We start from the raw sequence: 14184 nt of genomic DNA on the forward strand, positions 1-14184 counted from the left end.
CTCACGAGTCGAGGCGCGCGGCGAGTGCCTCGGCGTTCGAGACGTGGCGGAGCGTCCGACTGGTGCCGTCCGCACACTCGACGTGGACGGTGTCGGCGCCGGGGACGAGACGAGTTCGGGAGACCGTCGCGTCGGTGATCGTCGCGCGGGGAGTGACCCACTGCGCGGCGTCCGTGAGCGCGTTGTGCGCGACGAGCGCGTCGGCGTGGACGCGATAGACGAGCGGTGCCTCCGCGACGCGGGCCTCGATGAGGACGGCGACGAGGCTCCGGGACGCGACGATGCAGAGCGCGCCCGCGACGGCACCGAGAGCGGGACGGGAGAAACCCGCACTGCCGACGGCCATCCCGACGAGGCCGGCGAGGAGGACGAGAAACGCCGTCGGCCCGAGGGCGGAAACGAGGGCGCCGTGGAGGGCGGCCGTGACGGTCGTCCCCCACCGGTCCGTCGGGTGGGTCGCTATCGGGTCGGCGTCGGGGGGTTCGAGCGGGTCCTCGTCGCCGACCGTCTCGTCCGCGTAGACGAGTGAGCGAACGAACCCGGGACGCCGCGCCTCCGCGAGGCCGTACGTCACGCGCGCACCGACGAGACACGCCCCGAGGACGAGGTCGGGGACGCCGCTCGCCTCGGCGGCGGCGAGGACAGGCGGGACCGCGAACGCGAGGACGACGAGGAGCAACAGATAGCGCCGCGTGAGGCCACCGGTGGCCGCGGTCGTCTCGAACTCGCGCGTGCGGACCCACTCGACGAGGCGGATCGCCTGCCCGATCGTGAACGCGACCGCCGCGACCGCGAGCGCGTCGACCGAGAGCGAGAGCGGCGGCGCCGGACCGACGACGCCACTCGCGCCGAGGCCGGCGAGCGGCCAGAGCGTGCAGAACGCGAGCAGCGTCAGGAGGACGTGCGGGACGTTTCGGGGGTAGAGCGGCGGGAGGCCGGGGAGTTCGATGCCGCCACGGACGGCCGCCAGCGCGGGGAGCGGGAACGGCGCTCTGGTGTCCGTCGGACGATACGCGTCGGCGGGCGGCCGCGCGGCGAACAGCGATTGGATGGCGTCCCGGGAGACGACGAACGCGGCCTCCAACCAGTAGCACAGGAGGAGGACGCGGACATCCCAGCCGAGGACGAACACGCCCGCGGCCAACAGGAGGGACGAGGCCACGACCGCGAGGCGACCGCGGCGGGAGTCGTCGGGCATCAGTCGGGCGAACGGCGTGCTTCCCGAAAACGTGTGGGTAACCGTCGGCGGACGACCGGCGTCGAGTCGCGACACCGGACGCGAGGCGGCACCGAGAGCCGTCGCTACGCGGGGAGTGCCGAAAGAAGCGGAACGTCGGGAGTCGAGCGTGCGGTTCGAAGCGTGGTTCGGGTTGTGTGGCGGGCCTGTCTCACGGGATCGCGTCCCGTTCGACTGCCCGAGGTTCGGTCGGAACCTCGTTTTACATCGGCGGGCGAAGCGAAGCTTCGCCGCCTACGTGAAATCAGGCGAAGCCTGACTTCACATCGCGCCGCCCATGCCGCCCATGCCGCCCATGCCGCCGCCCATGCCGCCGGGGCCGCCGGCGGGCGGACCGCCCGCGCCGCCGTCGTCGTCGGAGTCGGCGTCGACCTGCCCGCCCGCGAGGTCGCCCGCCGCGATGACGTCGTCGATGCGGAGGATCATGACGGCCGCCTCGGTGGCGCTCTCGATGGCCTGCGTCTTCACGCGGAGGGGCTCGACGACGCCCTCCTCTTCCATGTCGATGACCTCGCCCGTGTAGGCGTCGAGGCCGGCGCCCGTCTCGCCGTCCGCGTGGCGCGCGCGGAGGTCGACGAGGGAGTCGATCGGGTCGAGGCCGGCGTTCTCGGCGAGGGTGCGCGGGCCGACTTCGAGGGCGTCGGCGAACGCCTCGACGGCGAGCTGCTCGCGCCCACCGACGGAGTCGGCGTAGTCGCGGAGCTCGAGCGCGAGCTCGGTCTCGGGCGCGCCGCCGCCGGGGAGGACCTGACCGTCCTCGAGGGTGACGCGCACGACGCCGAGCGAGTCCGTGATGGCGCGCTCGACCTCGTCGACGACGTGCTCGGTGCCGCCGCGGAGGATGAGCGTAACGGACTTCGCGTCCGCGACGTCCTCGACGAAGATGCGCTCGTCGCCGCCGATGTCCTTCTGGGCGACGGAGCCGGCTTCACCGAGGTCCTCGGCCTCGATCTCCTTCGCGGAGGAGACCGGCGTCGCGCCGGTGGAGCGCGCGAGGCGACCCATGTCGGAGTCCTTCACGCGGCGGACGGCGAGGATGCCCTCCTGCGCGAGGTAGTGCTGAGCCATGTCGTCGATGCCGCCGTCGACGAAGACGACGTTCGCGCCGGTCGCGGCGATGGCGTCGACCATCTCCTTGAGCTGCTCCTCCTCCTGGTCGAGGAACTGCTGGAGCTGGTCGGGGTCGGTGACGTTGACCTCGGTGTCGATCTCGGTCTCCTGGACTTCGAGCGCGCCGTCGATGAGCGCGATCTTGGCGTCCTCGACGCCGAAGGGCATGTTCTCGTTGACGCGCGTCTTGTCGACGATGACGCCCTCGACGAGCTCGGAGTTGTCGATGGAGCCGCCGGTGACCTTCTCGATTTTGATGTTGTCCTCGTCGACGACGCCGTCGTCGGCGACGGACTGCGCGGCCTGCACGACGAGACCGGAGAGGGCGTCCTTGGCGTTCTCGGCGCCCTTGCCGGTCATCGCGGTGGCGGCGATCTGTTCGAGGTACTCGGTGTCGTCGGCGTCGATGTCGATGGCGATCTCGGAGAGGAACTCCTTGGCCTGCTCCGCGGCCTGTCGGTACCCCTGCGCGAGCGTGGTCGCGTGGATGTCCTGTTCGAGGAGGTCCTCGGCCTCGTCGAGGAGCTCGCCGGCGACGATGACGGCGGAGGTGGTGCCGTCACCGACCTCGTTCTCCTGCGTCTCGGCGACCTCGACGATCATGTTCGCCGCCGGGTGCTCGATGTCCATCTCCTTGAGGATGGTGACGCCGTCGTTCGTGACGACGACGGACCCGGTGGAGTCGACGAGCATCTTGTCCATCCCTTTCGGGCCGAGCGTCGTGCGGACGGACTCGGCGACGGCCTTCCCGGCGGAGATGTTCATCGACTGCGCGTCCTTCCCCGACGTACGCTGCGAGTCGTCGGAGAGTACGATAAGCGGCTGGTTGCCCATCTGCTGCGCCATAATCACTCGCTGATTGTTTGCCCTTCTATATTAAAGTTTGGGAGAGGCGCATCAGTTCTCCGTACACGACGCGAGCGTGTCGTGTGAGAGAATACCAACGTAATGATTTAAGTACAATCGCAGGCCGGAGCCGGGGTCGAAGGAGCGGGGCGGGCGAAACCGACCGCGCTAGCCGGAGAACTCGTGGTACTCCATGCCCTGGTGCTTGAGCTCCTCGACGTGCTTGCGCTCGAGGAACGAGTAGACCGCACCGTGGGGCGCACCGTCGAGGATCATCTCCGCCGCCGAGCGCACCGTATCGACCTCCTTCGGGCCGCCGATGACGCCGAGCGTCGAGCCGTAGATGACGACGTTCGCACCGGTGAGTTCCTCCATCAGTTCGCGCGTGCGGCCGTTCTCGCCGATGAGCCGGCCCTTCTTGCGCCGGAGGTCGTTGTCGTTGCGCGCCGCGCGCTCGATGTCGAGCGTCTCGAAGAGACGCATGTCGTCCTCGAGCAGCGAGAGCGCGGCGTCGGGCTTGAACCCGCGACCGATGGCCCGCACGATGTCCGGGGCCTTCATCCCGCGAATCGGGTCGCCCGTCTTCTCCACCGCGACCGCGCCGTCGTCGGAGTTCACGTCGAGGCTGACCTCCGCCTCGCGCTCGATGCGGCGCAGAGTCTCACCCCCCTCCCCGATGAGGACGCCGATGCGGTCCTGCGGAATCTTCACGTGTTGAGTCATATACGACGGAGTACGGGACGGAGCGGTTTAAGACTTACACGCGGGCGACGGCGGCCGCGACGCGCCGATACATCCTATTCCGCGATATCAAATCCGGACGGGATGGCGTCGCGCACCGGGAACGACGCCCGCCACCGGAAGCGCCGGCGGTGCGACCCGCTCGACAGCGTCGATGCCCCCTCTGGTCGCCGTCGCGCGTGGCCACGGTTGCGGAGGGCGGGGGAACTGACCCTCGGCGTCCCGTGGCGTCCCCCGAGCACCGACCGGTGCGTGCGACGTCGGCCGTGATGCGACGAGTCCTCGGACGTGCGCTGTCGGACGGGCGAGACGGGGCGCCACAGCAGTTCGCTATCGCTACATACGGTTTATGGATGGTGCCGCGACACTGTCAGCACTGGGAGTGTGAGCGCCGAATCCGTCGGAGAAGGTCGGTACGCGGCGTCAGTCGCCGGCGTCGCCGCTCGGGTCGGCGTCGACGGCGGTGACGTGCTCGAAGAGCTCGTCGGCGTCGGCGTCGATACCCTGCCGGGAGAAGAACGACGCGACGTTCTCGCAGTCGCGCCGGAGGAACTCCTCGGCGTTCCCGTGGTGGACCGTGACGGCCTGCCCGACGTCGATGACGGTGAGGTCGCCGTCGTGGACGACGATGTTGTACTCGGAGAGGTCGCCGTGGACGAGGCCGGCGCTGTGGAGGCGTCGCATGTACTCGCGGACGACGTCGTAGGCGGTCTCGGGGTTCTCGAGGGTGACGTCGTGGAGCGTCGGGGCGGGGTCGGTGGCTTCGCCGATGAGCTCCATCACGAGGACGTTTCGCTGGACGGCGACGGGTTCGGGGACGCGGACGCCCGCCGCGTGCGCGCGAGCGAGGTTCGCGAACTCCTTGCGCGTCCACGCCATCACGACAGCCTTCTTGTCGCCGCGAATGCCCTCGAAGCGCGGGTCGCCCTCGAGGTAGTCGCGCATGTGCTGGAAGTTCGAGGCGTTGATGCGGTAGACCTTCACCGCGACGTCGTCGCCCTCGGGCGCGCTCGCCTCGTAGACGTTCGCCTCCTTCCCCGTCGAGATGGGGCCGCCGAACGCCGCGAGATAGCCGTCCTGAACGAGCTTGTAGAGCGCGGCGAACGTCGCGTCGTCGAACGCGCCGTCCTGGACCTTGAACTGGTCGGCGTCCTTCAGGCGCTTCAGGAACGACTCGAACTCGCGGTCCTGGCGGCGCGTGATGCGGTCGACTTCGTCGTCGGAGACGTCGAGGTCCTCCCACTCGTCGCCCGCCGGTCCCTCCGTCTCCTCGATGAACTCGCCGGCCACGCTAGACGTGCCCCTCCTCGCGGAGCTGGTCGGCCTCGGACTTCTCGTAGCGCCACTCGACGTCCGCCTTCTCGTCCTGCCAGTCCCACGGCTCGACGAGGACGATGTCGCCTTCGCGGATCCAGACGCGTTTCTGCATCCGCCCGGGGATGCGTGCGGTGCGCTCCGTCCCGTCCTCGCAGCGCACCCTGATGCGGTTCGCGCCGAGCATCTCCGTCACCTCGGCGAACACCTCCTCGTCCTCGGGCATCCGGAGGTCCCGTCGTTCCTCGCTCATACCGACGTGTAGCGCCGGCAGACGGTTAAATCCAACCCAACGCCGCCGGGATGCGGGATGACGGGCCGCGCGACGCGACTAGGCGCGGAGTTCGCGCAGGCGCTCGCGACCCGGCGCGATGAGGTCGTCGAGGTAGTCGGCGAGCGCGGACTTCGCGTCCGCCGGGTGGAGCTCGCCCGAGTCGAGGTCGGCCTCGAGGGCCGCGTAGGAGTCGTAGGTGAGGTCGCCGCCGTACTCGTCGGGGCGCTCGACGACGACGGTGTCGACGCGCGGGAAGACGTGGTACTCGAAGACCTGGAGGACGGGGTTCTCGCGCTCGACGCCGTCCTCGTCCGGGTCGGGGTCGGCGCTCGGTGGGCAGAACGCGCCGTTGACCTTCTCCTCGATCTCCTCGGCGGAGTCCTCCATGCTGATGTTGATGCCCTCCGAGGAGCTCATCTTCCCGACGCCCGTCTCGAGGTCGGCGATGAGCGGCGTGTGCAGGCAGGTCGGCGCCTCGTACTCCGCCTTCGGGAGGACGTCGCGGGCGAGCATGTGGACCTTGCGCTGCTCCATCCCGCCGATGGCGAGGTCGACGTCGAGGTACTCGATGTCGAGCGCCTGCATCAGCGGGTAGACGGCCTGCGAGACTTTCGCGGTCTCGCCGCTCTTGATCTCGCTCATCGCGCGCTCGGCGCGCGAAATCGAGGTCTCGCGTTCGAGGCCGTGGAGGTCGAGGACGTAGTCCTCGTCGTTCTGGAACTCGGAGCCGTAGCGGAACTCCGTGGCGTCCTCGTCGAGACCGTAGGCGAGGAACTGCTCCTGCATGCGCTCTGCGGTCTCCCGGATCTCCTCGAAGGAGCCCTTGTCGTTCAGGTAGGCGTGGACGTCCGCGAGGAGGATGGTGACGTCGAAGCCCGCGTCTTGGAGGTCGATGAGTTTGTTCGCCGTGAGGAGGTGGCCGATGTGGAGCACACCGGAGGGCTCGTAGCCGACGTACGCCCGCTTCCCGTCGGGCTCTTCGGCCAGCGCCTCCACCTCCTCCTCGGTCACGACTTCCGCCGCGTTCCGAGTGATACGCTCGTAGGCGTCCATACGGTGGGGAAACGGGAGGAGGAGGTTAGCGGTTGCGGTGTCGAGCGCTCGCGAACGCGGCCGCGCCGTCGTCGGTCGGCGGCGCGCTCGCGGGTCTTCGCTTCGTTCGGGTCGCGTCGCTCGCGGGTCGCATCCGCTCGCGCGAGCCGCCACGCGGCGAGGGCGAGTCAGTCGGACCGACGGTCCGACGCTACTCGCGTCTCCGCGATTCCGCCGGAATCGCGTTCACTCCCGATCAGCGCGGTGTTCGCTGATGATGGAGTCGACCATGCTCTCGGTTTCCTCCTGTTCGCGCCGTTCGGCGCGCTCGTCGTAGTCGTCCTCGACGGCGGCGACGTCGGCGTCGCGTGCGATGGCGAGCTCGTCGATCTCGCGTATCTCGACGCCCTCGGCGGAGCCGAAGGGGACGTCGGCGTCGTAGAGCACGTCCTCGGCGACGTCGCTCGTCTCCCCCTCGAGGAGGACGACGCGGGGGTCGCGTTCGGCGAGCGCTTCGGCGGTTCGCCGGCCCGCCCCGGAGGCGTCGCGGAAGTAGACGACGTCGCCACGCGCGAGGCCGTACTCCTCGTCGGCGGTCTCGATGGCGTCGAGGGTGAACTGCGCGACGGGCTTGACGGCGGTGAGCGAGCCGGCGCCGTTGACGTCCGCGAAGTTCGAGTGGTCGAGCTTCCAGAGCTCCTTGAGGCGTTCGAGCTTCTTCGCGAGGGCGTCGGCGCGCTCGCGTTCCTCCTCGAGTTCGTCCTCGAGGCGGTCGTTCTCCCATTCGAGGCGCGTGACCTCGCGGCGCTCGCGGGCCTCCTTGCGCTCCTCGCGGCGGGCGTCCTCGAGTTCGCCCTCGAGGTCGGCGATGCGCGCGTCCTTCGCGTCGAGTTCGTCCTCGAGGTCGGTGACGTGCTCGTCGAGGCGGGCGACGCGCTCCCGCAACCGCTTGATGGTGCGTTCTTCCTCGCTGAGTTCGCGCGCCTCGTGCTCGGTGTCGTCGTCGTCCTCCCCGCCTTCGTCGGGCGTGAGGTCGTCGACGACGGCCTCGACGGGTTCGTCGTCCGAGAGCACGCGCTTGACGACCTCGCCCCGGTCGACTCGCGGCGGGACTTTGCGGGTGATGCGCCGTATCTGGTCGGCGTGCGCGTCGTGCGCGTAGAGCGCGGCGGCCATCGCGTCGCGCTCGTGGTCGTTGTCGTAGCCCTCCTCGCGGGTGCGGTGCTGTTTCTCGTCGACCGGGAGGTCGTTCTCAGGGTGCCAGCCGGCGGCGTCGAAACTGCGGCGTATCTGGTCGACGGTCGCGGGCATCGGCGTGACGTCGGCGGCGACGAGGACGGGCCGGCCGCGCTCGACGATCCACTCGATGACGTCCGCCGTGTCGGCCGTTCGCGTGGAGAGGACGTCGAGGAGATGCCCATCTAAATCGACGAGCGCGACGGCGGTCGTCGTCCCGGGGTCGACGCCGACGAGGACGCGGTCGCGGCGCTTCGCGAGCGGCTCGAACTCGATGCCGTCGCGCCGGACGCGCTCGACGGTGACGCGGACGTCCCCGGCGCGCTTGTTCGAGACGGGGATGTCCTGCGGCCGGGCTTCGACGGTGAAGACGGCGTTCGAGAACCCGCCGTACTTCTCGGTGACGTCGCGCTCGTAGTCGAGGCCGGCGTCGTCGAGTTTCGATTCGACGTCGCGCGTCTCGCGCTTGACGTTCCCGTGGATGCGGCGCGTGTACCGGTCCTGGCTCCAGCCGCCCTTCCCGGTGGAGCGCCCGCGCGAGACCTTCACGGTGGTCTCGTCCGTAAATGCAGAAACCTCGTAGCCGACGTTGCGCGCGGCGAGGCGCGCGGCGGCCTCCGCCTCCTCGATGGCGGGTTTGCCGTATGGAACGCCGTGGCGTTTCGCGACGCGGGAGAGCGGTTCGGGGCGCTCGTCGCCGGTGACCTGGACGAGTCGCGTCGCGTCCGGGAGGCTGCCGAGGAAGCGAACGAGGGCGTCCTTGTCGGCGGCGAGTTCGTACATGTTGTCCGTCGCGACGATGTCCGGCTCCTCCGACTCGATGAGACGGCGGAGCTTCCGGTGGGTCACGACGTCGCGCTCTATCGACTCGCCGTCGAAGGTGACGAGGGCGTAGGAGGGCCGATCACCGCGGACGTCGCCACTCTGGACGTCCACACCGTAGACGAGCGTGTCGAGTGCGCGCGTGCGGGTGCTCACGACGCCACCGACTAGGTGGCGAGGGAGTATAAGTTCGGCTCCGGCTCAGGCGAGCGCCGCCACGAGGTCGGCGACGGCGCCGTCCTCTGCGTCCTCGCAGGCCTCGCGGAGCGCGGCGGCGCGCTCGGCGTCGGTGAGCGCGCCGACCTTCGCGGTGAGCGCCTCCCAGTCCATCGGCTGGGTGGGGTGGCCGGGGTAGGCGCCGACGGTCGAGTGCTGGACGCCGCCGTCGGCGGATTCGACGGCGATGACGGCGGGCATGAGGCCGGCGTCGAACTGCGCGGTGAGCCCCGGGTCCTCGGTGACGGTGACGGCGTCCGCGAGGTCGCGGAGCTCGGGGTCGGCGACGGACTCGCCGGTGAGGTGGGCGGGGCCGAACGCCCGGTCGGTGAGCGCGCACGCGACGGCGTACGGGAGCGAGCGCGCGGCGTCCGTGGGCGTCTCGGGGACCGCCGAGGTGGGCGCGTCGAGCGCGGGCGCGTCGAACGTCTGGACGGTGACGCGCTCGACGTCGGCGGGGTCGAGGGCGGCGCGCTCGGCGAGGTCGGCGGCGGCCGCGATAGCCGGTTGGGCGGCGAGCGGGCCGGCGTATCGCGGCGTCAGCGCGTCGTGGACGCGCTCGCACGCGGAGTCGAGCGCGAAGCCGTCATCGTGGTCGTGGTCGTGCTCGCCGTCGCCCTCGAACTCGCAGGCGACCTCTTCCTCGTCCGCGAACTCGCAGGCGGCCCCTTCCGCGCTCTCGACGGGGTCGTCGTCGGGGTCGGCCGCGAGCGCGGACAGCACGGGGTGTTCCCCGAAGACGCGGCGCGGTCCCGGCGTGCCGTTCGCGGCGCGGAGTGCGGCGGTGACGCCGGCGCTCGCGGCGTTCGCGGACGCGACCGGCCGGTGAGTGGCGTCGGCGTCGAGCGACGTGTGGTCGGCGGCGAGCGCGATGGCGTTCGTCGCTTCCTCGCTGTCGAGGCCGAGCGCGACGGCGGCGCCGGCGGTGGCGGAGAGGGCGCCGTGGGTCGCGGGCCCGAAGCCATGCTCGCGGGCGGGCGCGTGCCACGCGAGTTCGCCGTGGAGCTCGTAGGCGGCGGCGACGGCGGCGAGGAGCGTCGCGCCGTCCGCGTCGGCGTACTCGGCGGCGGCGACGCAGGCGGGAATCGCGTCGCTCGGGTGGCTCGGCCCATCCGGCGCGAGGAAGACGTCGGCGGCCCCGCTCGCGCGGAGGCGCGCGGCGTTCTCGGCGGCGGCGCTCGCGGGGCCGGCGCGCGCGCCGTCGCTCGCCCATCGCGTGCAGGCGTCGCCGCCGGCGGCGTCCGTCGCGGCCGAAATACCGGGGAGAGCGTCGGCGGCGAACGCAGCGCCGGCGGCGTCGAGGAGGCGGCGTTTCGTCGCGTCCACGACGGCCGGCGGGAGGTCCTCGGGGGAGCGGTCGGCGACGAACGCGCCGAGGTCGGCGGCGGTGGTCATACGCCCGGGTTGGGGATACCGGGGGAAGAACGGCACGGAACCCGCTCGGCGCGCCGCAGGGCGCGAGGCGGCCTCACTCGGGGTACGGCACGTCGACGTCGAGGCCGTCGTGCGCGACGGTGACGTGGCCGGTGTACTCGGCCTGCGCGTCCGCCTTCAGCGGGCCGAGCTGGCCGCCGTAGCGCGAGGAGACGTGCGTGAGCGCGAGTCGCGTCGCGCCGGCTTCCCGGGCGATGCGGCCGGCCTCGCCGGCGGTGGAGTGTGCGGTCTGCGTCGCGCGCTCGGCGTCGTCGTCGGTGAAGGTCGCGTCGTGAATCAGGAGGTCGGCGTCCTCGGCGGCGGCGACGGTGGCGTCGGCGGGGCGCGTGTCGCCCGTGTAGACGAGCTTGCGACCGGGGCGGTCGTCACCGACGACCTGCTCGGGTTCGACGACGGTGCCGTCCTCGAGTTCGACCGGGTTGCCCGCGTGGAGTTCGGAGAACTTCGGGCCGACGGGGACGCCGAGTTCCTCGGCGTGCTCGCGGTCGAAGCGACCCTTCCGGTCGTCCTCGACGAGCGCGTAGCCGACGGAGTTCGTGCGGTGCTCGGTGTGGAAGGCCTCGATGCCGTACGCCTCGCGGTCGAGGACGGTCTCGCCGGGCGAGACTTCGTGGACGTCGAGTCGGAACGAGGGGGTGGCGCCGACGGCGGTGATGAGGTCGCGGACCGCGTCGCCCGTCCCCTGGGGCGTGTAGACGTCGAGGGGGGCCTCGCGGTCGTGGAACCCCCACGTCTGGACGAGGCCGGGGAGGCCGAGGACGTGGTCGCCGTGGACGTGCGTGAGGAAGACGGCCTCGACGTCGAAGCCGGTGCCGTAGCGCATCATCTGGCGCTGCGTGCCCTCGCCGGCGTCGAAGAGGAAGGCGTCGCCCTCCCGGCGGACGTAGATCGAACTCGGGTTGCGCTCGACCGTGGGGACGGCGCCGCTGGTCCCGAGGAAGGTGACGGAGAGCGTCATACCGAGGAGTGGGTCGGGCGGCGTAAACCGCCTTCGGAACGGTTTGAACGGTTTTCCACGGACTGAACGGCCGACGGGCTTTACCGGAGTCCGGGCCCACGGTTCGGGCACCGATGCAACGACAGCGCCTACTCGCGATAGCGCTCGTCGCGCTCGTCGCCCTCGCCGGCTGTTCGACCGGCCCGGGCGGTGGCGACGGCGCGAACGGCGAGACCGGCACGATGACCGTCTACCTCAGCGACCAACCGGGAGCCATCGAGCAGTTCGAGCACCTCAACGTCACCGTCACCTCGGTCGGCGTCCACGCGGTGAACGGCTCCGAGAACGGGACCGAGAGCGGCGAGTGGATACGGCAGAACGTCTCGGGCACCTACGACCTCACCGAGCTCCGGGGCGAGAACGCCACCGTCCTCGGCGCGCTCGACCTCCCGAACGGGACGTACGACAACGTCTTCGTCTCCGTCGCGGGCGTGAACGGCACGCTTGAGGACGGCTCGCATCCCGCCGTGAAGCTCCCGTCGAACAGGCTCCACGTGCAGAAGAACTTCACCGTCGGCGCGGGCGAGGAGGCCCACTTCGTCTTCGACGTGATGGTCCACGAGACCGGGAACGGGAAGTACATCCTCCGGCCGAACGTCGGCGAATCCGGCGTCGACAAGCCGGTTCGGGAGACTGACGCCCGCGCGACTCGCGGGGGCTCGAAGGGCGGGCAGAGCGACTCGAACACGCCCGAGAACCGGAGCGGGCAGGGATCGGTCGTGACGTACGTGAGCGACCGGCCCGCCGCAATCGACGACTTCCGCCACCTGAACGCGACCGTGACGGAGGTCGGCCTCCACCGCGCGGGCGGCGCGAACGGCTCGACGAACACGAGCGCGTGGCGGACCGTCACGGTGAACGAGACGGTCGACCTCACCGAACTCCAGGGGGCGAACGCGACGCCGGTGGTCGAGCAGACCGTGCCGAACGGGACGTACGACAACGTCTTCGTCTACGTCTCGGACGTGAACGGCACGCTCGATGACGGCTCGCATCCGCCGGTGAAGCTCCCATCCGGGAAGCTCCACCTCTCCACGACGTTCACGGTCGGGAGCGGTGAGACGGTCGACTTCGTCTTCGACCTCGCCGTCCACGAGACCGGGAACGGCCGCTACATCGTGAAGCCGAACGCCGGCGAGTCCGGGCCCGACCAGCCCATCGAGCGCGTGGGCGGGCACGACGAGGCGGACGCGGAGGAACCGACGACCACGACGACGGCAGAGGACACGACGACCACGACGGCAGAGAACACCACGGCGACCACGACCACGACGACTACGACCACCACGACGGCGGGGAACGCGTCGGCCTGAGGCCCGCGACGGCCACCGCGTGCGCCGCGTAATCCGACCCTTTCTTTGCCGGGCGCGCGCTAGAGGCGGCGTAATGGACGCGCCGCTCTGGACCGACACGCACGCGCCCGCCATCGCGGACCTCCCGCAGTCGGACGTGCGGGACCGCCTGCGGAACGCGCTGGACGAACCGCAGAACCTCGTCGTCCACGGGCCGGCCGGCGCGGGGAAGACGGCGGCGATCCGCGCGCTCGCCGAGGAGGCGCACGCGGACCCGGAGAACGACCTCGTGGAGCTGAACGTCGCGGACTTCTTCGGGATGACGAAGAAGGAGGTGAGCGAGGACCCGCGCTTCGCCCGGTTCATCTCCGCGAAGCGCCGGCGCAACTCCTCGAAGGCCGACCTCATCAACCACGTGCTGAAGGAGTCCGCGAGCTACGCGCCGGTGTCGGGCGAGTACAACACCATCCTGCTCGACAACGCGGAGGCGATCCGCGAGGACTTCCAGCAGGCGCTCCGCCGGGTGATGGAGCAGTACCACGAGGCGACGCAGTTCGTCATCGCGACGCGCCAGCCCACGAAGCTCATCCCGCCGATCCGCTCGCGCTGCTTCCCCGTCTCGATGCGCGCGCCGTCGAGCGAGGAGACGGTCGCGGTGCTCGAGGACATCCTCGACGCGGAGGGCCTCACCTACGACGCGGACGGCCTCGAGTTCCTCGCCGGCTACGCGGACGGGAACCTCCGGAAGGCCGTCTTGGCGGCGCAGACGACGCACGAGGAGGCGGGCGCGGTGACGATGGACGCCGCCTACGAGGCCCTGCAGGACGTCGGCCTCGACGACGAGCTCCGGGGGATGCTGGACGACGCCGCCGCCGGCGACTTCTCGGACGCGCGCTCGACGCTCGACGACCTCCTCGTCGACGAGGGCTACGACGGCGCCGAGCTCCTGCGCGAGCTCCTGCGGGTGGGGCGCTCGAAGTACAGCGGCGACGAGCTCGCGGAGCTCCACGCGCTCGCGGGCGACGTCGAGTTCGAGTTGAGCGCGGGGACGAACGACCGCGTCCACCTCTCGCGACTGCTCGCGGAACTGGGGCGGGACGCGTGACGGCGGCCGTCAACGTGGCGAGCGCCGCGCGTCGCGCGCCGGCGAGCGCGGCGGGGGGCAACGCGTGAGCGACGTTCGGGCGGCCGCTCGCGGCCTCCTCACTCGCGACGGGCGCTACCTCCTCCTCGAAGCCGACTTCGACGCCGGCACCAGATACGTCCTCCCGGGCGGCGGCGTGGACTTCGGCGAGACGCACGCGGAGACCGTCGAGCGCGAGGTCCGCGAGGAGACCGGCCTCGACGTGGACGCGGGCGCGGTCGTGGACGCCTACACGTTCACCGTCGAGTACGGCGGCGGCGCGCACCACGTCTCCTCGGTCGTGCTCGCCTGCGAGGCGGGCGCCGAGGAGGTGGACGTGACGGGAAACGTGGACGACGAGCCGCTCGTCGGGCACGTCTGGGCGACGCCGGCCGACGCCCGCGAGTTGCCGCTCGCGGACGGCCTCCCGGAGTCGCTCTTCGCGGACGCGGCGGACGCCGGCATCGCGCGCGAACGGTAGCTTTTCCTCGCGGAGGGCGCTCTCCCCGA

General features: G+C 70.9%; 12 protein-coding genes. 3 read left to right on the forward strand and 9 right to left on the reverse strand.

What is annotated here, in order from left to right:
• Position 1: 1 nt before the first annotated feature.
• From EFA46_RS03390 to rnz, 9 genes are all read right to left on the reverse strand, one after another.
• Positions 2 to 1198 carry a DUF6498-containing protein gene (locus EFA46_RS03390; RefSeq protein ID WP_123074754.1) on the reverse strand — a complete coding sequence of 399 codons (1197 nt, stop codon included), beginning with the start codon at positions 1196 to 1198 and terminating at the stop codon, positions 2 to 4.
• Between the two features lie 300 nt (positions 1199 to 1498).
• Positions 1499 to 3193 (reverse strand): thermosome subunit alpha, encoded by a 1695-nt coding sequence (thsA, locus tag EFA46_RS03395; RefSeq protein ID WP_176969830.1) that lies wholly within the window; start codon positions 3191 to 3193, stop codon positions 1499 to 1501.
• A gap of 168 nt (positions 3194 to 3361) precedes the next feature.
• The gene (locus EFA46_RS03400; RefSeq protein ID WP_123074752.1) at positions 3362 to 3916 is read right to left on the reverse strand and encodes a pre-rRNA-processing protein PNO1; all 555 of its coding nucleotides are present in this window, start codon (positions 3914 to 3916) and stop codon (positions 3362 to 3364) included.
• Between the two features lie 441 nt (positions 3917 to 4357).
• Positions 4358 to 5224, reverse strand: coding sequence for a serine/threonine-protein kinase Rio1 (gene rio1, locus EFA46_RS03405; protein WP_123074750.1), 867 nt, complete (start codon positions 5222 to 5224; stop codon positions 4358 to 4360).
• A gap of 1 nt (position 5225) precedes the next feature.
• The gene (gene eif1A / locus EFA46_RS03410) at positions 5226 to 5501 is read right to left on the reverse strand and encodes a translation initiation factor eIF-1A (RefSeq protein WP_123074748.1); all 276 of its coding nucleotides are present in this window, start codon (positions 5499 to 5501) and stop codon (positions 5226 to 5228) included.
• Between the two features lie 78 nt (positions 5502 to 5579).
• Complete coding sequence (locus tag EFA46_RS03415; RefSeq protein ID WP_123074746.1) at positions 5580 to 6575, reverse strand: tyrosine--tRNA ligase; 996 nt, start codon at positions 6573 to 6575, stop codon at positions 5580 to 5582.
• A 225-nt stretch (positions 6576 to 6800) separates the two neighbouring features.
• A complete protein-coding gene (locus tag EFA46_RS03420) occupies positions 6801 to 8768 on the reverse strand; it encodes a DUF460 domain-containing protein (protein ID WP_123074742.1) in 1968 nt (655 codons plus the stop codon).
• Positions 8769 to 8813: 45 nt separating this feature from the next.
• Positions 8814 to 10223, reverse strand: a complete 1410-nt coding sequence (locus EFA46_RS03425) for an MmgE/PrpD family protein (RefSeq protein ID WP_123074740.1) — start codon at positions 10221 to 10223, stop codon at positions 8814 to 8816.
• Positions 10224 to 10296: 73 nt separating this feature from the next.
• The gene (gene rnz, locus EFA46_RS03430) at positions 10297 to 11220 is read right to left on the reverse strand and encodes a ribonuclease Z (RefSeq protein ID WP_123074738.1); all 924 of its coding nucleotides are present in this window, start codon (positions 11218 to 11220) and stop codon (positions 10297 to 10299) included.
• 113 nt (positions 11221 to 11333) lie between these two features.
• On the opposite strand from rnz, the gene EFA46_RS16105 reads away from it, so the two are divergent.
• The 3 genes from EFA46_RS16105 (at position 11334) to EFA46_RS03445 (ending at position 14155) form a co-directional block, all read left to right on the forward strand.
• The gene (locus tag EFA46_RS16105; protein ID WP_218182526.1) at positions 11334 to 12572 is read left to right on the forward strand and encodes a DUF4382 domain-containing protein; all 1239 of its coding nucleotides are present in this window, start codon (positions 11334 to 11336) and stop codon (positions 12570 to 12572) included.
• Between the two features lie 73 nt (positions 12573 to 12645).
• The gene (locus EFA46_RS03440; protein WP_123074736.1) at positions 12646 to 13656 is read left to right on the forward strand and encodes an AAA family ATPase; all 1011 of its coding nucleotides are present in this window, start codon (positions 12646 to 12648) and stop codon (positions 13654 to 13656) included.
• 64 nt (positions 13657 to 13720) lie between these two features.
• Positions 13721 to 14155, forward strand: a complete 435-nt coding sequence (locus tag EFA46_RS03445) for an NUDIX domain-containing protein (RefSeq protein ID WP_123074734.1) — start codon at positions 13721 to 13723, stop codon at positions 14153 to 14155.
• The last annotated feature ends 29 nt before the right edge of the window (positions 14156 to 14184 follow it).

Source organism: Halarchaeum sp. CBA1220, from assembly GCF_003721175.2.
Taxonomy (GTDB): domain Archaea; phylum Halobacteriota; class Halobacteria; order Halobacteriales; family Halobacteriaceae; genus Halarchaeum; species Halarchaeum grantii.